We start from the raw sequence: 24,116 nt of genomic DNA, 5'->3' as shown, positions 1-24,116 counted from the left end.
TAGAAAGGAGAAAAAATGGCTCGTATTGCTGGAGTTGATATTCCAAATGACAAACGTGTAGTTGTTTCACTGACTTATGTATACGGTATTGGTCTTCCAACATCTAAGAAAATTTTAGCAGCTGCTGGAGTTTCAGAAGATATTCGTGTGAAAGATTTAACATCTGATCAAGAAGACGCTATCCGTCGTGAAGTGGATGCCATCAAAGTTGAAGGTGACCTTCGTCGTGAAGTAAACTTAAACATCAAACGTTTGATGGAAATCGGTTCATATCGTGGAATCCGTCATCGTCGTGGACTTCCTGTACGTGGACAAAACACTAAGAACAACGCTCGCACTCGTAAAGGTAAAGCTGTTGCGATTGCTGGTAAGAAAAAATAATATAAGGAGGTAAAAAGTCTTGGCTAAACCAACACGTAAACGTCGTGTAAAGAAAAATATCGAATCTGGTATTGCTCATATTCACGCTACATTTAACAACACTATTGTTATGATTACTGATGTGCATGGTAACGCAATTGCTTGGTCATCTGCTGGAGCTCTTGGATTTAAAGGTTCTCGTAAATCTACACCATTTGCTGCCCAAATGGCATCTGAAGCTGCTGCAAAGTCTGCACAAGAACACGGTCTTAAATCAGTTGAAGTTACTGTTAAAGGTCCAGGTTCTGGTCGTGAGTCAGCTATTCGTGCGCTTGCTGCCGCTGGTCTTGAAGTAACAGCTATTCGTGATGTGACTCCTGTGCCACACAATGGTGCTCGTCCTCCAAAACGTCGCCGTGTATAATCATAAACCATTACACTGCTTTTCGTTTAAGAGGGAGTAACTAAATGATTGAGTTTGAAAAACCAAATATAACAAAAATTGATGAAAATAAAAACTACGGCATATTTGTAGTAGAACCACTAGAACGTGGTTATGGTACAACGCTTGGGAACTCACTTCGTCGTGTACTTCTTGCATCTCTACCAGGTGCTGCTGTAACATCTATCAATATTGAAGGTGTATTACACGAATTTGATACAGTTCCAGGTGTCCGTGAAGACGTGATGCAGATTATTTTGAACGTCAAAGGGATTGCTGTAAAATCTTACGTCGAAGACGAAAAGACAATTGAGCTTGATGTTGAAGGTCCTGCAGAAATCACTGCTGGTGATATTTTGACAGATAGTGATATTGAAATTGTAAACCCTGATCATTATCTCTTTACAATTGGTGAAGGTGCTAGCTTAAAAGCTATTATGACTGTAAATACAGGTCGTGGTTATGTACCAGCTGATGAAAATAAAAAAGATGATGCACCAGTAGGAACACTTGCGGTAGATTCAATCTATACGCCGGTTAAAAAAGTTAATTATCAAGTGGAACCAGCTCGCGTTGGTAGCAATGATGGTTTTGATAAATTAACTCTTGAAATCATGACAGATGGGACGATTATTCCAGAAGATGCTCTAGGTCTTTCTGCGCGCATTTTAACGGAACATTTAGACCTGTTTACTAACTTAACTGAAGTAGCAAAATCTACTGATGTAATGAAAGAAACAGAAAAAGTTTCAGATGACCGTGTGTTGGATCGTACAATTGAAGAATTAGATTTGTCAGTTCGTTCGTACAACTGTTTGAAACGTGCTGGTATCAATACTGTATTTGATTTGACAGAAAAAACCGAACCTGAAATGATGAAAGTAAGAAATCTAGGACGTAAGAGTCTTGAAGAAGTGAAAGTAAAACTTGCTGATCTCGGTCTTGGATTAAAAAACGATAAATAAAGGAGGAAAACATGGCTTACCGTAAACTAGGACGCACTAGCTCACAACGTAAAGCAATGCTTCGCGACTTAACCACTGACTTGATTATCAACGAATCAATTGTGACAACAGAAGCTCGTGCTAAAGAAATCCGTAAAACAGTTGAAAAAATGATTACTTTGGGTAAACGTGGTGATTTGCATGCTCGTCGTCAAGCAGCAGCTTTTGTTCGTAACGAAATTGCATCAGAAAACTATGATGAAGAAACAGAAAAGTATACTTCAACTACTGCTCTTCAAAAATTATTCTCTGATTTAGCTCCTCGTTATGCAGAACGTAACGGTGGATATACTCGTATCCTTAAAACTGAACCACGTCGTGGTGATGCTGCTCCAATGGCAATCATTGAATTAGTATAATTTTTATCAATTTTGTTGAGTGTTATGATGATGGAGTAATGTTACTCTTAGTCTAGCTCTGGTCTACCGCTAGGATTTTTCCTAGCGGGAACACTCATCTTATGATAAGAAACGTAGACGCTTGTTTACGAAATTGCTTTTACAAAAAAACAATTTCGTAAGCAGGCGTTTTTTAGAATTTCATAATCGATGACTCACTACAGAACTTATAGAATTATCATGCTGAATTTATCACAGCTACTAGTTTTAACTTTATCTGCTGAAAAGTATGTAAAAGTACCTGAAGAGATAGATAGGTGTATTAAGAAGTACGAAATAGAAACCAAAAAGAGTAGAATAGCTACCAGAAAACAAAAGGTTTCTCCTTCATGCTATCCTTAAAAGGTAAGAGCAAGGAAGGAGAAGGAAATGGAGTTCAAGGAGTTGTATGGGAAGGTAAGGGGGAGTGTATTAAAGTGCCGTCGGGATTATTATGTTCACCTGTGGGAATTAAGCGATTGGGACCAAGAGGGCATGTTAGTACTCTATCAGTTGGTGAGTCGCTATCCGCAGCTGGTAGAGTCAGAAAGTCAGCTCTATGTTTACTATAAGACCAAGTTCCGCAATCATATCCTGGACATCCTCCGTAAACAGGAAAGCCAAAAACGCAAACTGGACCGTCAAGCTTATGAAGAAGTGAGCGAGATTGGTCACAAGCTCAGTCTAAAAGAACTGTATTTGGATGAATTGGTGATTCTCCGAGACCAGCTAAAGAGCTATCAAGCTCAACTGAGCCTAGAGAAACAAGAGCAGTACGAGCGCTTACTAGCTGATGAACGGTTCAAAGGCCGCCAAGCTATGATTCGAGAATTAAGGGTCTACTTAAAGGACTATAGCGATTAAGATAAGTCAGAACTTTCCCCTTTTCAAAGGTTATAAATTTCGAATGATTTTCTTCGTGCATTTGGCATGAAAAAACAGAAATTCTCTTGTAAAATGGAAGAAATTTTGATATGATAGTAGATGTCGTGTAATCGGCAAATACTCATTTCAGATGAATTGTGAAGCCGTTGCCTACGGGTGGTCTTGCGAGTTGAAATCTGGGAGAGGAAAAAACAAAAAAAGGAGACATTACTCATGGCAGTAATTTCAATGAAACAACTTCTTGAGGCTGGTGTACACTTTGGTCACCAAACTCGTCGCTGGAACCCTAAGATGTCGAAGTATATCTTCACAGAACGTAACGGTATCCACGTTATCGACTTGCAACAAACTGTAAAATTTGCAGATCAAGCATACGACTTTATGCGTGACGCAGCTGCTAATGATGCAGTTATCTTGTTTGTTGGTACAAAAAAACAAGCTGCTGATGCTGTAAAAGAAGAAGCAGAACGTGCTGGTCAATACTACATCAACCACCGTTGGTTGGGTGGAACACTTACAAACTGGGAAACGATTCAAAAACGTGTTGCTCGTTTGAAAGAAATCAAACGTATGGAAGAAGACGGAATTTTTGATGTTCTTCCTAAAAAGGAAGTCGCTCTTCTTAACAAACAACGCGCTCGTCTTGAAAAATTCTTGGGTGGTATCGAAGAAATGCCACGTATTCCAGATGTGATGTATGTTGTGGATCCACATAAAGAACAAATCGCTGTTAAAGAAGCTAAGAAATTAGGTATTCCAGTTGTAGCGATGGTGGATACAAATACAGATCCAGATGACATTGATGTGATTATCCCAGCTAACGATGATGCTATTCGTGCTGTTAAGTTAATCACTGCGAAAATGGCTGATGCGATTATCGAAGGCCGTCAAGGAGAAGACAACGTTGAATCAGTAGAAGCAGAATTAGCTGCAGCTGATTCACAAGCAGATTCTATCGAAGAAATCGTTGAAGTTGTCGAAGGCTCAAACGAATAATCAAGTAACGAACCTATGGGGCGGGGCCTAGCCCTCCCCTTTTTATTAATAAAATCGTAATATCTTAATTGGAGGATCAAAATGGCAGAAATTACAGCTAAGCTTGTAAAAGAATTGCGCGAAAAATCTGGTGCTGGTGTCATGGACGCTAAAAAAGCACTTGTAGAAGTAGATGGCGATATCGAAAAAGCAATTGAATTGCTTCGTGAAAAAGGTATGGCAAAAGCTGCTAAAAAAGCAGACCGTGTTGCTGCTGAAGGATTGACGGGTGTCTATGTAAACGGCAATGTTGCCGCTATCGTTGAAGTGAACTCAGAAACAGACTTTGTAGCAAAAAATGCTCAATTCGTTGAATTGGTAAACGAAACAGCTAAAGTAATCGCAGAAGGCAAACCAGCAAACAATGAAGAAGCACTTGCTTTGACAATGCCTTCAGGTGAAACACTTGAAGCTGCTTATGTTAGTGCAACTGCTACCATCGGAGAAAAAATCTCATTCCGTCGTTTTGCAGTTGTTGAAAAAGCAGATGATCAAGTATTTGGAGCTTACCAACACAATGGTGGACGTATCGGCGTTATCACAGTTCTTTCAGGCAGTGACGAAGATCTTGCAAAACACGTGGCAATGCATGTTGCAGCTATGAAGCCTTCTGTTCTTTCATACAAAGAATTGAGCGAAGAATTTATCCATGATGAATTGGCTCAAATGAACCACAAAATTGATCAAGACAACGAAAGTCGTGCAATGGTTGGTAAACCAGCGCTTCCACACTACAAATTTGGTTCTAAACTTCAATTGACGGATGAAGTGATTGCACAAGCTGAAGAAGACATCAAAGCTGGTCTTGCGGCTGAAGGCAAGCCAGAAAAAATCTGGGACAAAATTATTCCTGGTAAAATGGATCGCTTTATGTTAGATAATACAAAAGTTGACCAAGCTTACACATTACTTGCGCAAGTTTACATCATGGACGACAGCAAGACTGTTGAAGCATTCCTTGAAAGTCAAGGTGTGACAATTGCAAGCTTCACTCGTTTTGAAGTAGGTGACGGTATTGAAAAAGCTGCCAACGATTTTGAATCAGAAGTAGCTGCAACTATGGCTGCTGCACTTGGACAAAACTAAGAATAAAAAAACAAACATATAAAATAACATGAGATAGGATTCCTGCTTTTCCCTGTTTTGTGGTATTTATAAGAAGTCTCATATGAATCTTTCCAAAGCTTTGTTGCTTTTAATGGTGATTCGTATGAGGCTTTTTCTAAATTTGGAATATGTGATAGATTCCTCATTGTCCAGAGCCTTTCGTTTTAATAAAATACTAAGAGTTCTGGGATTAGGGAACCTATTTTAGAAAACTGAAGTTTACATTGTGTCAAAAAAACACTTACGAATATATGGGCTTTCTATTTATTTGAGGTATAATAGTAATTGTAGTATAATATTGATATTTATGCTCTAAGCTTATAAAAAAATTAGAAGAAGGAGAAATTTGTAATGAAGGCAAAGAGATGGATAGGCTTCTTTTTATCTTTACTAACGATTTTTACTGTTTTAGGATTTTGGAACGTCCAGCGGGTTTCTGCTGCTGACGTTACCAATAAAGCCCATTTCGAGAATTTGAAAGTCACAGTTGCTGAAACTGGGAGTGACTCACACATTATTATCGGTCCAAGCACAAAAACTGTTGAACTAAAATACTCGGGCGACTTCTCATTTCCTAATGTAGAGGTAAATGACATCAAGCCGGGAGATTACTTTATAGTAAAAGCTCCTGACAATTTGGATTTACAAGATCAGACGCTAGATCTCATCGATAAAAATTCAAATACAAAGATGGGAACTGTACAGGTAGATAGCAAGAAACACCAGTTGCTTTTTACTTTCAATGACAAAGTCAAGGACAAGCAAAACATCCGTGGGAGCTTTGTTGCGACTGCGCAGCAAACAGTTGAAGGAGTAACTAAGAAGGTCACCTACACTTTGCCAGGAGGCGTGACGCAAGAAATCGAATTTGAGGTGAAAAAGCATCCTGTATTACCCCATACCGGCGAATTGATTCATAAACAACCTCAGAATGATCCGAAATCGCCTAAAATTATATGGAGTGTACGGATTAACCGTTCTAAGACAGATATGGGGAACCACACTATTAAGATTACAGATAATATCGGCTTAGGAGCCTTTGCGTCTTATATTGAGAAAAGCTTTGAGCTATCTGAAGTAGTGTACGAGACGACAGATACCAACTATGCTGGTATAAAGAGTAGAATTAAAGAGTATAAAATAACAATGGATCCTGAGGAGTATAAAAAGGATTCAGACAACACGGCCCTGCTGACTTTTGTCAATGGTAAACGTGGATTTGAATTGCTTATGCCGACCAATATGGGGACCAAGAGTTTTTACCTAAGATATCTCACCACCTCGCCAGCAGACGAATCAGAGGTAAAAAACTCCATTCAGTACTTGCGAGATAACGAACCTCAATTAATTTGGAAACAACGGGAAGACTCAATCAATACAAAAACCTCGCACGATATAACTATTAAAACTGTTAAGTCCGTAGGTGCCAACGTTACTGCTGATATTGCTGGAAAGATCAAAATCACTAAATTCGATGAAGCGGATGCAGATGTTAAGTTGGCAGGCGTTGTCTTTGAAATCCGTGAGAAAACCACTAATAATTTGGTTGATACCGTTACAACAAATGCGGATGGAATTGCTCTTTCAAAGGCTCTCAGTGATGGTAAGTATATTGTTAAGGAAAAAACTCCGAAATCAGGCTATCAGGTAAATAGTCAAGAGTTTGAAGTGGAGATGAAAGATGGAAAAGGTGTTCCCCTTAATATCTCTAACAAACGTGTGACAGTTGACTTTGAAGCAACCAAGACTTGGAAAAACGGAAAAGCAACTGACTACAAAGAAGTCAAACTCGGTTTGTATGTGCACAAAGAAGGACAAACTGTTGCAGATGCAAAACCTGTCTCAGGGAACTATACTCCTGAAGTGACAGAGTCTAACGGTGTCTACACTTATAAGTGGAAAAATCAACTTCCTGAACGTGATGTTGATGGAAGCAAGCTAGTTTATTCTGTTCGAGAACTTGAAGATCAGACGGGTCTTCCTCTGAAAGAAGGAGAGAAAGTCAAAGCAGGAGAGAACAACTACCTTGTATCTTACAATGCAGACAAGACTCAAGTAACCAATACTTACGAAGTTCCAAAGATAAACGTGACGGCTAAGAAAGTCTGGGTTGGCGGTCAGGAACGTGTTCGCCCAACTACCTACTTCAAACTTTACCGCACACTAGAAGGTGGAACTGAAGAAGCAGCACCTAATGCTGAACTTAAAAAAGTTCCTACAACAGATGGTACGGTTAAATGGACAGGTCTTCCGGCTACAGATCAAAACGCTAAGAAGTACACCTATAGCGTGAAAGAAGTTGATGACAAAGGTGAACTGATCACTAAAGTGGATGGTTATACTCCTAGCCAAATAGACCCTCTTACTATCAAAAATACCTATAGCGCTTCACCAGCTGAGGCTGTAATTGAAGCTAAGAAAAAATTGGAAGGTCGTCCAACAGAGCTTCAAGACGAAGAATTTGAATTTATCTTGAAAGATAATGATGGAAAAGAAGTTCAAAGAATCAAGAATAAAGGTACTAATGCTGATGGAACTGGTTGCGTAGTCTTCAATCCTATTAAATTTACAAAAGAAGGACATTATCAGTACACCATTGTGGAAGCAAAAGCAGGTGAAACTGAAAATGGTATCACCTATGATAATAGAACAGTTCCTGTAATTGTACACGTCTATGATAATGGAAGAGGTCAACTGGTTGCTTGGGTTGAGAAATTCGAAATTTCTCAAGTAGCACTTCCAGCAGCTGATTTTTCAACTTCAGCACCTGGTTCTAATCTTGTACCACCAATCTCTGGTGCCATCAACACCATTACAGATGCCGGAATTCAAACATTCACAAATACGTACAAAGCTACCAAGGTCAAAGTGCCTGTTGCTGCGACGAAATCATTCATCAACAAGAACACTGATAAGCCAATTCAGCTTCAAGGTGGGGAATTCGAATTTGCCTTGTTCGAGAAAAATGGTACAGATCCAATTCAAACAACAACAAATGATGCAACTGGAAACATTAAGTTTGAAGATTTAGAATTCAATAAAGCTGACACTTATCATTACACCATCGTTGAAAAGAATGCTGGGACAACTGATAAAGGAATCACTTATTCTAACAAGACTATCGAAGTAACGATCAAAGTTGTTGACAACGGTAAGGGAGCGCTTGAAGCAACTGTTACCTATGACAATAACGACAGCACTTTCGAAAACACCTATAAGGCTGAAAATGCCAAAGCTGTTCTTGAAGTAGATAAGAAACTAAGTAATCGCAATCTCGAAGCTAACATGTTCGAATTTACATTGACAGACCAAGTTGGTAACGTTGAAAAAGCGAAGAATGGTGCTGACGGAAAAGTTAAATTCTCAGAGTTGACATTTGATGAAGCAGGTACTTACACTTACACCATCAAGGAAGTAAACGCTGGCACAACGGAGAATGGTATCACCTACGATGCTAAGACCGTCACAGCTAAAGTAACTGTAACCGATGATGGTCAAGGTAAATTGCATGCGGCTGTTGAATACAGCAGTGATGGTACAGCTAATAGCACAACCTTCACTAATGTCTACACCCCAGCAGGTGACACATCCGTTACTCTTGGTGCGAAAAAAGTTCTTGAAGGTAAAACTCTTGAAGCAGGTAAATACAGCTTTGTCTTGAAGAAAGCAGATGGAACTGTTGTCGAAACAGTAACCAACGCTGCAGATGGAACAGGGACCTTATCAACAATCGCATCTAATGAGAGCGAAGTAGGAACTCACAAGTACACTATCTCAGAAGTTGCTGGATCTGAAACAGGAATCACTTACGATAAGACCGTTCAAGAAGTTGAAGTAACGGTTGAAAAAGTAAGCGCAACTGAATTGAAAGCAACTGCCTCAAAAGAAGCAAAAGATCTTGTATTTACAAACAAATACACCCCAGCAGGTGACACATCCATTACTCTCGGAGCTAAGAAAGTTCTTGAAGGTAAAACTCTTGAAGCAGGTAAATACAGCTTTGTCTTGAAGAAAGCAGACGGAACTGTTGTCGAAACAGTGACAAACGCTACAGATGGAACAGTGACCTTCTCACCAATCTCATATAATGAGAGCCAAGTGGGAACTCACAAGTATACCATCTCAGAAGTTGCTGGATCTGAAGCAGGAATCACTTATGATAAGACTGTTCGAGAAGTAGAAGTCAAGGTTGAAAAAATCAGTGCTACTGAATTAAAAGCAACGGTTTCGAAAGAAGCGAAAGATCTTGTCTTCACTAACAAATACACACCAGCACCAGCAACCAAAGTAAAAATTGCTGGTAAGAAAGTGCTAGAAGGTAAAACACTGGAAGCAGGCAAATATAACTTTGCCCTGAAAAAGACAGATGGCAGTGTCGTTCAAACTGTTACTAATGATGTGGACGGAAACTTTGCTTTTGACGAATTGACTTACGATGAAAACCAAGTAGGAACGCATAAGTATACTATCTCAGAAGTTGAAGGAACAGAAACTGGGGTAACTTATGATAAGACTGTTCGAGAAGTAGAAGTCAAGGTTGAAAAAATTAGTGCTACTGAATTAAAAGCAACGGTTTCGAAAGAAGCGAAAGATCTTGTCTTCACTAACAAATACACACCAGCACCAGCAACCAAAGTAAAAATTGCTGGTAAGAAAGTGCTAGAAGGTAAAACACTGGAAGCAGGTAAATATAACTTTGCCCTGAAAAAGACAGATGGCAGCGTCGTTCAAACTGTTACTAATGATGTGGACGGAAACTTTGCTTTTGACGAATTGACTTATGATGAAAACCAAGTAGGAACGCATAAGTATACTATCTCAGAAGTTGAAGGAACAGAAACTGGGGTAACTTATGATAAGACTGTTCGAGAAGTAGAAGTCAAGGTTGAAAAAATCAGTGCTACTGAATTAAAAGCAACGGTTTCGAAAGAAGCGAAAGATCTTGTCTTCACGAACAAATACACACCAGCTAAAATGCAAATTCCAGTGAAAAAAATCTGGGATGATGCCGATAACCAAGATGGCAAACGTCCAACTAAGATTACTGTTAAACTCTTGGCAGACGGTCAAGATACAGATAAAACCCTTGAACTATCAGAAGCCAATGGCTGGGCAGGTAACTTCACGGATTTAGATGCAGATAAAGGCGGAGCTCCGATTGATTACAAAGTAGTTGAAGTGAGTTCAGTAGCTGGTTATACAAGTGAAATCAGCGGAGATGCTAAGACAGGCTTTACTATTACTAATAAATACACACCAGAAACAATTGATATTAAAGCCACAAAGAACTGGGATGACGCTAATAACCAAGATGGTAAACGTCCGAAATATATTACGGTTAATCTCTTGGCAGATGGTGAAAAAGTAGCTTCCAAAGAAGTGAAAGCGGCAGCTGACGGAACGTGGTCTACAGTCTTTACAAAACTTCCTAAATTCAAAGCAGGCAAGGTTATTAAATATAGCCTGACCGAAGAAGTCGTTTCTGAATATACTAGCGAAATCAATGATTTCAATATTACCAACAAATACACACCAAAAATGATTGATTATCAAGTGACGAAAACTTGGAATGACAATAATAACCAAGATGGCAAACGTCCAGACCATATCACGGTTCACTTGATGAAGACAATTGGTGGTGTGACTACCGAAGTTGAGAAATATGATATCAAAGTCGCTGAAGCAGACCCAGCGAATGGCAATGTTTGGAAACATACCTTTACTAATCTTCCAAAATACGAAGCAGGTCAAGAAATTGTCTATTCTGTCAAGGAAGATGCTGTAGCAGGATATGAAACATCTATCAAGGGTCAAGAAATCACAAACACCCATGAACCAGAAACAATCGTCATTTCTGGTAAGAAAGTCTGGGAAGATGCTAACAACCAAGACGGCAAGCGAACCAAAACAGTCAAGGTTCAAATTCTGAAAGGCGGCACAATCGTTGATGAAATTGAAACTTCAGAAGAAAAAGGTTGGGCCTTTGAGTCAAAACCATTACCGAAGTATGAAAACGGTAAAGAAATCAAATATGATGTCAAAGAAGTTGCCGTAGAATCTTACGAAAAGCCAATAGTTGAAAAATCTCAAGATGGCAAATACACAATTACCAACAAGCGTACACCAGAAAAGGTAAACTTAACGGGTCAAAAGACTTGGAATGACGCCAATAACCAAGATAATATTCGTCCTACTGAAATCAAAGTTCGTTTATTGGCAGATGGCAAAGATACTGGCAAAATGGCGACAGCGAGTGCAGCAACTGGATGGAAATACAGCTTTGAAGGTTTGGATCGTTACAAGGATGGCAAAGAAATTGTTTACTCTGTTGAGGAAGTAGATGTACCAAAAGGTTATCAATCTAAAGTGAATGGAATGAATTTGGTCAATAGCCACACTCCAGAGGTGACTTCAGTCAGCGGTCAAAAGACTTGGGACGATGATAATGACAAAGACGGTCTTCGTCCAAAAGAGATTCAAGTAAGATTGCTTGCAAATGGCAAAGATACGGGCAAAGTAGTGACAGCAGGCGAAGCAACTGGATGGAAATATAGCTTTGAAAAACTTGCCAAATATGAAGCAGGTAAGGAAATCACTTATACGGTGGAAGAAGTTTCGGTACCAGAAGGTTACACACCGAAGGTAGATGGTATGAATATCACGAATCGTCATACACCAGAGAAGCCACAAATTCCACAAACCCCACCAAGTACACCAGAGAAGTCGAAGAAGAAAATTCTCCCTTCAACAGGTAGTCAAAATTCATTCTTTGCATTACTTGCAGGTCTGTTCACCTTAAGTGGAGTTGCTTACTTGTTAAAGAAGAAGGCGTAATTCTATCATCAGATAGATCGAGTAAAGTCCACTAGATAAATCTAGTGGACTTTTAAGGGTTCTTTGTCAATTGAAGTAGGTGACGGTATTGAAAAAGCTGCCAATGATTTTGAATCAGAAGTAGCTGCTACAATGGCTGCAGCTCTTGGTCAAAACTAAGGCAATCAATAGTTAGTGTTTAAATCATAAATAAAAAGGTTAGAGAGCTGATATAACTCTCTAGCCTTTTCTAATAGTGCCTGCGATTATTTTACAATTTTTTTCGTGAATCCCTTGTGAGAAATCACAGAGTCTACAAAGATTAAAACGATTAAAGAAATTAGTAGATAGGTAATTTCGGAGTAGGTAAAAGCGATTCGATATGTTTGTGTAAAGAGAATAGCACAGACACTTACAGCAATGATGGCTAAATCAATTGTCCATTTTGTTTTAGGGTTTATTGAAGACGGTTCAAATAAAAATGGAGCAAATAAGCAGATGACTAACGGGACGACTTGGACATCCACATAATCAGCAGAAATAACTGTAAAAAAGAATAAAGTTGAAACCAACCAAACCAGTACATGACGTGTATATTTGAACCAATCCATTTTCATTCATTTGGCCTCCTTTTATTATTATCGTCAAATTTTCATCTATATTATAACGCTTTAAAATTAAAAGGCAAGCGTTTACACTCGAATTATTCCTATTCTATAAGCTTTTTCACTTGCTTGAATAATCAGACTTTTCAGTTTTTCATTTAGGTCTTTTTCTTTCAAAAACAAGAGATTTTCGGTATAATATTAGTCAAAGATAGTCAATGTCAGTTGCTCATTTATGGAGCAAAAGAAAGAACTGGAAGAAAGGGTTGTCATGAGCCATAAGAATACGTCAGACAGTATTGAGGAATATATCAAAGCGCTTTTAGCTCAAGCTGGGATTGCAGAGTTGAAGCGCAGTGAAATTGCAGATGTTTTTCAGGTTGTTCCAAGTCAGATAAATTATGTCATCAAGACACGTTTTACGGAAAGTCGTGGCTATGTTGTTGAAAGCAAGCGCGGTGGAGGCGGCTACATTCGGATTGGTCGGATTGAATTTTCCAATCACCATGAGCTGCTTTGTGATTTGCTGCATAGCGTTGGAGAGCAAATCAGTCAACAGGTCTTTACAGATATCATTCAGTTATTGTTTGATGAAAAAATCATGACAGAACGAGAAGGGAATCTTCTTTTAGCGACGACAACAGATAGAATATTGGGAACAGATGCTGCACGAATTCGTGCGCGGATGTTGAAGAAAATTTTACAACAAGTTGATAGAAAAGGGAAAAACTAATATATGAAATATTCAAAAGCTTTGACAGAAAGTATTGAGTCGGCGCAGCTGCTAGCAAGCCATTTTGAAACAGATTATTTGGAGTCTTGGCATTTGTTGATTGCCATGGCGAATAATCCTTATAGTGTTGCGGGTTCTGTTTTAAATGATTATCCGCTTGAAATTGATGATTTTGAGAAAGCAGCCTTTCATATCACAGGAAAGATTTATCAACAAGAGGGAAGCTTTACCATTTGGCCATTTTCTCATCGTATGAAAGTGTTGTTTTTGACAGCTAAGCGAATTGCAGAGGCTGTGCATGCTAAGAATCTTGGGACAGAGCATGTGTTGTTAGCTATGCTGTTTGACCGAGGAAGTTTGGCGGCACGTCTCCTTGAATTTACAGGCTTTAGCTATGAGGATAAAGAAGGCGTTTTGCGCATGACCGATCTTCGGAAAAACTTAGAGCATAAGGCTAGCTGGGGTAAAGAAGATATAAAGGCTATTCGCCACTTAAATAAAAATACTGCCGCAGCAAAACAAACGATGGCCAATATGATGGGTATGCCTCCTTCTACCAGCGGCGGGCTAGAAGACTATACCCGTGATTTAACCGAAATGGCTCGTGCTGGTCTTTTAGAACCGGTCGTTGGGCGTGATGAAGAAATTTCGCGTATGCTTCAGATTTTAAGTCGCAAGACGAAAAACAATCCAGTTTTGGTAGGAGATGCAGGAGTTGGGAAGACAGCATTGGCCCTTGGTTTGGCACAGCGTGTGGCTGCTGGTCAAGTGCCAAATGAGCTTGCAAAGATGAGAGTTCTGGAGCTGGATTTGATGAATGTGGTAGCTGGAACTCGTTTTCGCGGCGATTTTGAAGAGCGAATGAACAATATTATCAATGATATTGAAACAGACGGGCATGTGATTCTCTTCATTGATGAGCTTCATACCATTATGGGTTCTGGCAGTGGGATTGATTCGACATTAGATGCAGCGAACATTCTCAAGCCAGCTTTGGCTAGAGGAACACTTAGAACGGTTGGCGCAACGACACAAGAAGAGTACCAGAAATATATTGAAAAGGACGCAGCTCTTTCACGGCGATTTGCCAAAATTACTATTGAAGAGCCGACGGTAGCCGATAGTATTGCGATTTTACAGGGGCTCAAGAAAAGTTATGAAGAACACCACAAGGTGGTGATTACAGATTCAGCGATTGAGACAGCTGTTAAGTATGCTCATCGTTATCTAACAAGCAAACATCTACCTGACTCGGCGATTGATTTGTTAGATGAAGCTGCTGCAACGGTACAAAATAAAGGTCCGCAAAATCATGTAAAAGCAGAATTGAGTGCAGCAGACACGGCTTTAATGGCAGGCGATTGGGAAAAGGTTGGCGCTTTGTTGGAGAAAGAAAGTCAGCCAATTGTCTACAAACTAAAGGTTAAAGACGAGGATATTTTGGTAACACTCAGCGGTTTATCGGGCATTCCTGTGCAAAAGTTGACGCAAACAGATGCGAAGAAATACCTCCATTTAGAAAAGGAACTGCACAAACGGGTCATTGGGCAAAATGAAGCAATTTCTGCTATCAGTCGAGCGATTCGGCGCAATCAATCCGGCATCCGCACCAGCAAACGTCCAATTGGTTCCTTTATGTTCTTGGGCCCAACCGGGGTTGGAAAAACTGAGCTGGCTAAGGCTTTGGCGGAAGTCCTCTTTGATGATGAGTCAGCGCTGATTCGCTTTGATATGTCCGAATATATGGAGAAATTTGCTGCCAGTCGTCTCAATGGAGCGCCTCCAGGTTATGTCGGTTATGAAGAAGGGGGTGAATTGACTGAAAAAGTTCGCAATCGTCCTTATTCGGTGCTCCTCTTTGACGAGGTGGAAAAAGCTCATCCTGATATTTTCAATGTGCTTCTTCAAGTCTTAGATGACGGGGTGCTGACCGACAGCAAGGGACGTAAGGTGGATTTTTCTAATACCATTATCATTATGACCAGCAATCTTGGTGCGACAAGTTTGCGGGACGATAAGACGGTCGGTTTTGGAGCGCGTGATGACCGCTTTGATCATGAAAACATGGAAAAACGGATGATGGAAGAGCTCAAGAAAAGTTATCGTCCGGAATTTATCAACCGGATTGATGAAAAGGTTGTTTTCCATAGCTTGACTAGCGAAGACATGCAAGAAGTGGTAAAAATTATGGTGAAACCACTCATTGTCAGTCTCGCTGAAAAAGGAATTGAGCTGAAATTCCAACCTAGTGCTTTGAAACTTCTGGCTAAAAAAGGTTACGATCCTGAAATGGGAGCAAGGCCACTTCGCAGAACTCTACAAACTCAGGTGGAAGACCATTTATCAGAATTACTTTTAGCAGGTGAGCTAAAAACGGGACAAAGCTTGAAAGTCGGTGTCAAGGCTGGAAAATTGAAGTTTGAAGTGCTCTGAGTTTCTATTCGAAGCATTCATCAGAAAGTAGATAAGGTATTTTAATATGAACATTCGTGAAATGGTAGAAGAAGATTACGACCAAGTTTACCAATTATGGCTGTCATGTGCAGGCATGGGATTGAATGATTTAGATGATTCAAAAGAGGGAATTGCTCGGTTTTTGCAGAGAAATCCTCAAACTTGTCTGGTGGCAGTAGAAAATCAAACGATTATCGGAGCGATTTTAGTTGGTTCGGACGGACGAAGAGCCTATATCTACCATACAGCTGTTCATCCGAACTATCGCAGGAGAGGGATTGCTAGACAGCTGGTTGAGACAGTTTTAACCGTCTTAGATGATTTGAAAATTCATAAGGTTGCCTTGGTTGTTTTTAAAAGAAATACAGAAGGAAACCAGTTCTGGGAAAGATTAGGTTTCTCTGTTCGAGAAGATCTCATTTACCGCAATCAAGCAAGGACTGAAATGACTCGGATAGATACCTAGTAGAAATTGCTCTTTAAATAAAAAGCACCAACCATTTGGAAATAATCTTCCAGATAATTGGTGTTTTTTGATGTTTAAATTTGCAGCAACTCTTCAATTTCTGCAAGACTGTTGGCTTGGGAAATAGCACCGCGGAGTTTGGCAGCACCAGCTGTTCCGCGGAGGTAATGAGGTGCTAAGCCACGAAATTCTCTAATGGCGATATGCTCGCCCTTGAGGTCAATTAGACGTTTCAAATGATCGTAAGCGACTTGCATTTTATCCTCAAAGCTGAGATCAGGCAGGATTTCTCCTGTTTCAAAATAGTGGTTAATCTGATGAAAAAGATACGGATTGCCCATAGCAGCGCGCCCAATCATGACAGCATCTGCCCCCACTTCTTCTATACGCTGTTGAGCATCTTGGACAGTACGAATATCGCCATTGGCAATAAAAGGAATCTTGGTTAAGGCTTGCGCAACATTGTGGAGGGTTTCAAGATCAGCGTGCCCAGTGTACATTTGTTCGCGTGTACGACCGTGCATAGCAAGAGCCGCCACACCAGCAGCTTCAGCTGCAAGAGCATTTTCCACAGCTAGTGAGGCATCTGCCCAACCAGTACGCATTTTCACGGTTAACGGAATATCTAGAACAGAACGAACTTTATTGATAATGGAATAGATTTTTTCTGGATCTTTGAGCCATTTTGCCCCAGCTTCGTTTTTAACAATTTTATTGACGGGACAGCCCATATTGATGTCCACAATATCTGTTTGGGTATTTTCTTGGATAAACTCGGCTGCGCGCGCCAAACTATCTTCGTCACTGCCAAACAACTGAATGGAAACGGGATGTTCTCCTTCATCAATATGCAGCATGTGAAGTGTCTTTTCGTTGTTGTACTGAATGCCCTTGTCTGAGACCATTTCCATGACGACAAGTCCTGCGCCAAGCTCTTTTGCAATCGTCCGAAAAGCCGAATTGGTCACACCTGCCATAGGAGCGAGAACCGTTCGGTTGGGAATTTTCACATCGCCAATCAGAAAAGAGGTGTTAAGATTTGTCACGAATGAGTTCCTCCAAGTCTTTTTCGTCAAAATGATATGTGCTTTGGCAGAATTGGCAAGTGATTTCAGCACCGTGGTCTTCATCTCGCATTTCTTCAAGATCTGACTTAGGTAGACTTGAGAGGGCATTTAAAAACCGATCTTTGCTGCAATCACATTGGAAGCGGAGTTCTTCTTCTGACAATCGTTTGTAAGGTTCGTTGCCGTAGATAGCTGAAAGCAAGGCTTCAATATGGTTTTCAGATTCCAAAAGTGTTGAAATAGCAGGCATTTCTTGGATTCGTTTTTCAAAGCGGGTGATTTCTTCTTCTTTGGCACCTGGAAGGACTTGCAAGAGGAAACCACCAGCAACCTTGACCTTGTCATTGGCATCTAGTAGAACATTCAACCCGACGGCTGACGGAGTTTGCTGGCTTTCTGTTAGATAGAATGCTAAATCTTCGCCAATTTCACCGGATACAAGCGGAGTCATAGAATGATAAGGATTTCCAGTTCCATAGTCTGTAATGACGAGGAATTCGCCATTTCCAACGAATGGTCCGACCAACACTTCACCTGTTGCAGTTTTTTTAATGTCCACACCGGAATTTTGCACATAGCCTTTGACAGTACCTTTTGTATCTGCGACGGTGATAATCGCACCGAGAGAGCTTGTCCCTAGTACTTTGACGGTGATTTTTGTATCTCCTTTTTCGTTTGCGGCAAGGATTTGACTGGCAATGAGTGTGCGGCCTAACGCTACGGTTGAGCTAGCAAGGGTCTGGTGTTTTTCCTGAGCCGTTCGAACAGTTTCGGTACTATCTAGTACATAAGCTCGGAAAGCTCCGTTTTCTGAAATAGTTTTAATAATCTTATCCATACCTTTTATTGTAACATAAAAAAGAAAAGGGAGCGGGACAAAAATCGGTATTTCGTAAGAAAGTGATTTTGTTGTCCTGCCCCACATAATTGACGAGGTTGGTCATTATTTACATGGCAAAGAGTTAGTGCTATATACTGTTACTTTGTTTGGATGAAACAGCATACCACAAGAGTTTATTTTTGTCTTACTTCCATGTTTCAGCCCGTTATTTCTCACTTGTAGTCGGTTCATCCACTTCTTTTTGGATTTCTTTTCCCTGATCTAGCAGAGCCTGGATAATTTTTTGGTCGCGTAGTTTAACAGAGTCATTAATGGTTTCAGCGGATTTGATTACAGTTGCTTCAAGGAGAGCGCGTTTTTCCCGTCCTTTATCAATGGCAGAGATGATTCCTTGGTTTTGAGCGACTAAGCTTTCAGCTAATTTGGTGACGGATTCGACAGCGATTGTTGGATTTTGGGAAATCCTCTCCATTTGTGGAATGACTTCTTTGCTGGTTTCAGCTAGCATTTGCAGCGCTGCATTGTTGGCATTAGAAATAGCGTCTGCTACTTGACCAGATTTCATTGATTGCTGCAGGATTCCTAGTTGAGCGATAGAGAGCTTCATAGTCGGAATGGTATTGCGACGGAGCATGCCAAGTTTTTGGCGCATATCAGAAGATACTTTTACGAGATTACGCATTTGCGGGGTAGTGGCCCAAGCGACATATAGACGGCTGATGTATTCTGTATGTTGTTGTTCTAATGTATTAACAACCTCAGTTAAGCGAGCCAATTCTTGTGATTTGGTTTGGTAATCGAGAGTGGCAGTATCTAATTGTGCCACCTCATTTTGAAGAGTCGAGGCACGCGCACCAGCTTCTTTTTGAGTGGCTTCGATAAAGGAAATGACACCGACTAGATTTTCAATGGATTTGGTGTTGTCTTCAATTAACATTTCGGCAGAAACGATATTGCGTGCGAGCAGATCTTCTTGCTTGACGACAGTGGCAGCCATACTATCCATTTTTTGCTCAATATTTTGTGAATCAAAATAGAACTCTTGCAAGGTGTTCTTACTTTGTTTAAAGAGTTTTTCTAAAAAATTTGGCTTTTTATCTAGTTCTGCAATTTGAGTATCCTTATATTTAGCAACAAAACCATTTAACTCTTTATTAGTATTTTTTAGCAATTCATCGACTTGTGGGATTTGAAGTTTCTTTTGCTCGGCTAAAATGCGATTAACAGTATTATTAACTTCTTCGACTGCAGCCTGCCCAAAATCTAAAAGAGTATTTTGATCGGAAATAAAGTTATCTACCAGCTGAGGGGCTTTTGCTATAATCGCATCTTGTTGTTCAGGAGTTAATTTCTCCAAAAAAGTTAACTGCCCATTTGCTTGAGTTCTGGTTGATTCAATGATTTCGGTGGTTTTATCCGTTTTCGTAATGGCATTGTTAGCGATTTTGTCAATGTCGAAGTTAAATTCTTGGCTCATAAGGTCTCCTTTTGATGTTATAGTTCTGTGTTCGTTTCTTTTTTAGTTAAAATCCGCAAGCTGATGTCAAAATCTCGTAGATCAGCTTCGTTGAGCTGACGGAGTGTTTCGTCCAAGTCTAAATCAAACTGCTCAATAGCCGCTTTGGCGCTGGACAGTCGTTCTTCGGCATTGTAAAAATCTTTCGGGGAAGCCTTGATTTTTAGGTAGCCTTCCAAAATATCCTCATAATGCTCCATTTGAGATTGATGAATAGCGGTTAATTCTTCCTTGTTGTTGCTTTCTGATTGAGAAATTTTCTTGAGAATAGCTTCATGGTCGGTTTGGATATTGTGAATGGTTTCGAGCAATTCTGGTGCTAATTCTTCAAGGCTTGACTTTGTACTCTCAGCATTTTGCGTGCGGAGGTTGTAAAGTTGAGCATGAATGTCTGCTGTTACGTCTTGCACTTTCCGTTGAATCCGCTGGTAAATCTCAGGTGAGATATGTTTTTTCAAAGTATCAGCCCGTCCTTGAATATAGCTTAATTGAGGCAAGAGCTGTTCAGCCAACTGTTGGTATTTTTCATAAGCCTTTTCTTCTAGATAAGCATCTAATTGTTTGATTCGACTATCTGCGGCACCGATTTCCTCTTTCAAATCTTCAATTTGCTGACTGGCGCTAGGTCCTGTGATTTTTTTCGGCTGATGGGTTGCATAGTAGTAAATTCCGTAGCTTACACCGACAGCAAAGAGGATCGGGATGAGGTACTGCATAATAATACCAACTGCGATAAAAATAAGCAATATACCAATCCATCTTCTAGAACGTACATTTCTATAATCTCTTCTGGACATAAATTATCTAATCCCGTTTCTTCTGAAATTTCTAAGTCTATTTTAGCATAAAAAAGCATCAAAGACGGGACTGAACGATATTTTTAATAAAAAGTTTGGCTGAAAATAATCATGGACTGCTCAGATTTTTCAAAAATATCTTGACTTAGAGTGCACTCCAAGGTATATAATAAAAGTGTAAATATTTTATCTTTTTGATGAATGTGGAGCATCATCTTTTTAATAGAGAAAGGAGCAATAAGATGAAAGCAGCAGTTTTTGTAGAATCAGGAAAAATGGAGGTAAGAGAGGTTGCGCGTCCAGGTGCTGTTGTCGGACGCGTCGGTGTGCCACATACAGGAGACATCAATATCGGTGACTACTGGATGGTCAACTTGGCAATGGCTGGTGGATCAGCTTCTTGTACAACTTATGACAAAGAAATCTTGCTAAAAGCAGTTCTAGACGGTCAAATCAATCCTGGTAAAGTTTTCACTCAATCTTACAAATTGGAAAATATTGACCAAGCGTACAAAAATATGGCTGACAGAAAAACAATTAAAGCGATGATTGTGATGAATTAAGAACTCCGAAAGAGGTTGGTAGAATCCGACCTCTTTTATGGTTGTGAATGTTAGTCCAATAGTTCTCAAATACCTTCATTTTTGATAAAATAAAAGAAAAGCAGTTAAAAGGGGAGAAAATCATGTCTTTAACTAGTCAGATTGTTACAGCTGAATTTCCGGATTTAGAAAAAGTAGAACAACTCAATACAGAAGCCTTTCCTGAGGAGGAGCGTGCACCGCTATCCGAGTTGCTACGCTATGGAGATGGGGAATATTCTCATTTTTTTGCCTTTTATGATGGCAATGAATTTGTCGGTTTTGCCTTTTCAGTTTACAATGAAAGAGCCTTTTATATCAGTTTTTTTGCGATTATGCCTCATTTGCGTAGTCATGGTTATGGCGGGAAGATTATTGATAAGTTGGTGGATTTTTATCAAAGAACCATGGTTTTAGAAGTAGAACGGCTGGATGAGCCTTGTGATAATCTAGAACAACGAAAAGCTCGAATGGATTTCTACAAGAGAAATGGTTTTCGCTCTTCGCACGCCTACTTAGAATACGACGGTTTAAGTTTTGAAATTCTTTATAAAGGACCGTTTTTTGATGAAAAAGCCTATCGGGACATTTTCAAAAAGATTCAAGAAGATGGTTATTTTGAATTTGAAATCAAGCATGGACATGGCAGGGACTGGGAATAAACTAAGAATCACTATCGAATATTTCTATTTTTCGTTGATCTACCTAAAAACGAGCTGTTGTTTTCGGCTCGTTTTACAGTGTATCTAGTGTTTAATGGATTTCTGGGAAAAGTTTAGCCAATATTTTAGGTGTAATGCTTTGACCGGGACCTTCTGCACAATAAGTATGCATATACATAGAAGGATTGAAATTGAGCTCAATGCAGGTACAGTTAGGATTGTTTTTGCTGGCTGGAAGTGGGCTATCTGGGATAATTAAATCCACACCGCAGACCCAAGCTCCCATAGCAGTTGCCATTTCTGCTGCCAGTTCCTTATAGGAGGTGTGCATGGTTTCAGTCACATCTACTGAGTCTCCACCAGTGGATATATTAGAATTGCGACGGAGAAAGACTTGAACCCCTTGCGGTAGGATATCATCTGCTTTATAACCTTGCTGGGCTAGCATGAGCAGCTCAATCTCACCAAGCTCAATCATTTCCAGTGGAGAGCGATGGTCGCGCCCTCGTAGGGGATTGGTATTTTTAAAAGCTACCAGTTCTCGAATGGTGTGCCGACCGTCTCCTACAACATTGGCTGCTAAGCGCAGAAGCACCGCCTCACATTTGCCGTCTAGGACAAAGAAACGGTACTCGGTTCCTGCGATAAATTTTTCGACAAGGACAGAGCTGTCCTCTGAAAAGGCAATTTCCAATGCTTTTTGGTAACTGTTTCTGCTGGCTGGTTCCTGAAAAATAGAAATTCCTAACCCGAAGTTGGTGGATTTGGGTTTGACAACAATCGGCATATTTTTGATAAGGGGATAGTAAGCTAGCCCTTCTTCCAGAGTGGAGAATTCAGCTCCAGCAGGAACAGGAAAACCAGCAGCAGATAAAATTTTCTTAGTCACCGTCTTATTTGCCATCGCAAGAGGCACGATATAGTTGTCCTTTGAGGTCATATTGCCATTTTTGACATACTCGATGTGATCTTTATGTTGAAGTTTTAAAAACTGGTCACTTTCGTCCAATATTTCGACCTGCAACCCTTTTTGAATCGCATCAAAGAGCAGCATCTGGGTAGAGAGCTCCATTTCCTCGTAGCCTTTCAGAGCGTATGGAGCAGTCCAGGCGTAGTGGTGATATTCTTTAGCTTTTTCCAAACCAAAGGCTTCTAAGGATTGGTTATAAATATAAGGCAAGAGCTGGGCAGAAAGGGTCAGACTGGGATTAGCAACTGCATCTTTCACATGATGAAGCAGGTCTTGATAATAGGAGCTTAATCCGAACTGGTGGATGACAGCTTGCATGGCTCTAAGGAGCAGATTACTATCAGCTTCAACAGGCAAAGGAGTCAGAGGGTGGCTAAGAGCGATTTTTTCATTTAGATCATGAGCTTGCTCTAGGATTTCATCAGGGTCTGCTATATCATCTAGCCAGAGCAAGGCAAGCAAAAAGAGATGAACCGTGTCCATAGTTTCTTGGCTGATTCCCAGCACCTCAAAAGGATTGAGGTCAAAGCAGCGGAATTCCAAATAGGTAATGCCTTTTTCCAAGTAACGCCGATTTTCTTTTTGCCCACGGAAGCGGACGGGTGTGTAGCATTCTTTCTCGGCAATTAAATCGCCTTGTGCCACGTATTTCTCTATATCGCTCACATAAGACTCTAGTGAAGCATAGGAAATGTGAATCTTTTTATCATTTACATATCCCGAATCACTGTTGCGGATAGAGCGTACAGGCTGAGAAATCTTTCTCGTCAAAACCCCTTCTTCAGCAATTGGTGCTGCCCCGTATAAATAAGTCAGAAACCAGCGGAACCGTAAAAAGTTTCGAGCCAATTTAAGATAGAGGTCATTTTTAAAAAGACGGATATTTTGGTAATCACTGACCTTGAAAAGAGCTTGAATCAAGTCTGGTCCCAACTCCATGTTGTAGTGAATGCCTGAGATAGCTTGTAGTGTTTTTCCATATTTTTTCGCCAACCCCTCTCGATAATGGTGCTCAAAATCATTTTCTAAATGAGCGATTTGAATTTCTGCTGGTGACAATTTTGGAGGCATAGAGAGCGGCCAGATTGCTTCGCTTTTGGAAATGGTGCGTCCAGCTACATCAGTAATGGCAGTGAGAAAACGCCTTGCTTCTTTTGTAGAAGGAGCAATTGGAGTGATGAGTTCTAACTGCTGCTCGCTAAAATCTGTCTGAATCGTTGGATGAAAATTGCGACTGCCAAATGCTTTTGGATGAGAAGTTTGTGCTAATTTCCCGTCTTGATTGACGCGCAAGCCCTCCCTTTCCAACCCGAAAGTAGCTTGTAAAATAGGTGCATCTGCTGCTAATTTTTCGAATAAGTGATTGATGTTCATGGGAAATACCTGTTTGTTTTCTAATAC

18 protein-coding genes and 1 pseudogene are annotated in these 24,116 nt (G+C 40.2%); 13 read left to right on the top strand and 6 right to left on the bottom strand.

Annotated features, from left to right (window positions below; all coding sequences use genetic code 11):
- Window positions 1–15: 15 nt before the first annotated feature.
- The 8 genes from rpsM (at window position 16) to SanJ4206_RS08765 (ending at window position 12,044) form a co-directional block, all read left to right on the top strand.
- Window positions 16–381, top strand: coding sequence for a 30S ribosomal protein S13 (gene rpsM / locus SanJ4206_RS08805; RefSeq protein ID WP_002262317.1), 366 nt, complete (start codon window positions 16–18; stop codon window positions 379–381).
- Between the two features lie 19 nt (window positions 382–400).
- Entirely contained in the window at window positions 401–784 is a 384-nt protein-coding gene (rpsK, locus tag SanJ4206_RS08800; protein WP_001118385.1) for a 30S ribosomal protein S11, read from the top strand.
- A 44-nt stretch (window positions 785–828) separates the two neighbouring features.
- Window positions 829–1,767, top strand: coding sequence for a DNA-directed RNA polymerase subunit alpha (locus SanJ4206_RS08795; protein ID WP_003029466.1), 939 nt, complete (start codon window positions 829–831; stop codon window positions 1,765–1,767).
- Between the two features lie 11 nt (window positions 1,768–1,778).
- Window positions 1,779–2,165, top strand: coding sequence for a 50S ribosomal protein L17 (rplQ, locus tag SanJ4206_RS08790; protein ID WP_003026513.1), 387 nt, complete (start codon window positions 1,779–1,781; stop codon window positions 2,163–2,165).
- Window positions 2,166–2,573: 408 nt separating this feature from the next.
- Complete coding sequence (locus tag SanJ4206_RS08785) at window positions 2,574–3,047, top strand: sigma-70 RNA polymerase sigma factor region 4 domain-containing protein (RefSeq protein ID WP_022525389.1); 474 nt, start codon at window positions 2,574–2,576, stop codon at window positions 3,045–3,047.
- A 234-nt stretch (window positions 3,048–3,281) separates the two neighbouring features.
- Window positions 3,282–4,064, top strand: a complete 783-nt coding sequence (gene rpsB / locus SanJ4206_RS08775) for a 30S ribosomal protein S2 (RefSeq protein WP_022525388.1) — start codon at window positions 3,282–3,284, stop codon at window positions 4,062–4,064.
- An 81-nt stretch (window positions 4,065–4,145) separates the two neighbouring features.
- Window positions 4,146–5,189 (top strand): translation elongation factor Ts, encoded by a 1,044-nt coding sequence (tsf, locus tag SanJ4206_RS08770; RefSeq protein WP_003026508.1) that lies wholly within the window; start codon window positions 4,146–4,148, stop codon window positions 5,187–5,189.
- A 372-nt stretch (window positions 5,190–5,561) separates the two neighbouring features.
- Entirely contained in the window at window positions 5,562–12,044 is a 6,483-nt protein-coding gene (locus SanJ4206_RS08765; protein ID WP_157622115.1) for a Cna B-type domain-containing protein, read from the top strand.
- Window positions 12,045–12,289: 245 nt separating this feature from the next.
- Here the strand turns inward: SanJ4206_RS08765 and SanJ4206_RS08760 are convergent, their stop codons facing one another.
- Complete coding sequence (locus SanJ4206_RS08760) at window positions 12,290–12,640, bottom strand: hypothetical protein (protein ID WP_003028725.1); 351 nt, start codon at window positions 12,638–12,640, stop codon at window positions 12,290–12,292.
- A gap of 259 nt (window positions 12,641–12,899) precedes the next feature.
- On the opposite strand from SanJ4206_RS08760, the gene SanJ4206_RS08755 reads away from it, so the two are divergent.
- From SanJ4206_RS08755 to SanJ4206_RS08745, 3 genes are read left to right on the top strand one after another with little or no spacing between them, the layout of a single operon-like run.
- Window positions 12,900–13,361, top strand: a complete 462-nt coding sequence (locus tag SanJ4206_RS08755) for a CtsR family transcriptional regulator (RefSeq protein ID WP_037582641.1) — start codon at window positions 12,900–12,902, stop codon at window positions 13,359–13,361.
- Window positions 13,362–13,364: 3 nt separating this feature from the next.
- The gene (locus SanJ4206_RS08750; protein ID WP_003028723.1) at window positions 13,365–15,794 is read left to right on the top strand and encodes an ATP-dependent Clp protease ATP-binding subunit; all 2,430 of its coding nucleotides are present in this window, start codon (window positions 13,365–13,367) and stop codon (window positions 15,792–15,794) included.
- A gap of 46 nt (window positions 15,795–15,840) precedes the next feature.
- Window positions 15,841–16,281, top strand: a complete 441-nt coding sequence (locus SanJ4206_RS08745; RefSeq protein WP_022525384.1) for a GNAT family N-acetyltransferase — start codon at window positions 15,841–15,843, stop codon at window positions 16,279–16,281.
- A gap of 74 nt (window positions 16,282–16,355) precedes the next feature.
- On the opposite strand, the gene dusB is transcribed toward SanJ4206_RS08745, so the two are convergent.
- From dusB to SanJ4206_RS08725, 4 genes are all read right to left on the bottom strand, one after another.
- Window positions 16,356–17,327 carry a tRNA dihydrouridine synthase DusB gene (gene dusB, locus SanJ4206_RS08740; RefSeq protein WP_003028719.1) on the bottom strand — a complete coding sequence of 324 codons (972 nt, stop codon included), beginning with the start codon at window positions 17,325–17,327 and terminating at the stop codon, window positions 16,356–16,358.
- On the bottom strand, window positions 17,314–18,186 hold the full coding sequence (hslO, locus tag SanJ4206_RS08735; protein ID WP_022525383.1) for an Hsp33 family molecular chaperone HslO: 873 nt from the start codon (window positions 18,184–18,186) through the stop codon (window positions 17,314–17,316). Before hslO ends, dusB begins: the two co-directional genes overlap by 14 nt.
- Before the next feature lie 208 nt (window positions 18,187–18,394).
- Window positions 18,395–19,666, bottom strand: coding sequence for a toxic anion resistance protein (locus SanJ4206_RS08730; RefSeq protein WP_022525382.1), 1,272 nt, complete (start codon window positions 19,664–19,666; stop codon window positions 18,395–18,397).
- Between the two features lie 17 nt (window positions 19,667–19,683).
- Entirely contained in the window at window positions 19,684–20,502 is an 819-nt protein-coding gene (locus SanJ4206_RS08725; RefSeq protein WP_003028712.1) for a coiled-coil domain-containing protein, read from the bottom strand.
- Between the two features lie 287 nt (window positions 20,503–20,789).
- On the opposite strand from SanJ4206_RS08725, the pseudogene SanJ4206_RS08720 reads away from it, so the two are divergent.
- A pseudogene (locus tag SanJ4206_RS08720) lies at window positions 20,790–21,065 on the top strand (alcohol dehydrogenase); the annotation flags it as partial.
- Window positions 21,066–21,187: 122 nt separating this feature from the next.
- Window positions 21,188–21,745, top strand: coding sequence for a GNAT family N-acetyltransferase (locus SanJ4206_RS08715; protein ID WP_003028708.1), 558 nt, complete (start codon window positions 21,188–21,190; stop codon window positions 21,743–21,745).
- Between the two features lie 91 nt (window positions 21,746–21,836).
- On the opposite strand, the gene gshAB is transcribed toward SanJ4206_RS08715, so the two are convergent.
- Complete coding sequence (gshAB, locus tag SanJ4206_RS08710; protein ID WP_003028707.1) at window positions 21,837–24,089, bottom strand: bifunctional glutamate--cysteine ligase GshA/glutathione synthetase GshB; 2,253 nt, start codon at window positions 24,087–24,089, stop codon at window positions 21,837–21,839.
- Window positions 24,090–24,116 lie beyond the last annotated feature (27 nt).

The organism is Streptococcus anginosus (assembly GCF_001697145.1).
GTDB lineage: Bacteria > Bacillota > Bacilli > Lactobacillales > Streptococcaceae > Streptococcus > Streptococcus hominis.
This window is presented reverse-complemented; position numbering and strand designations above follow the sequence as displayed.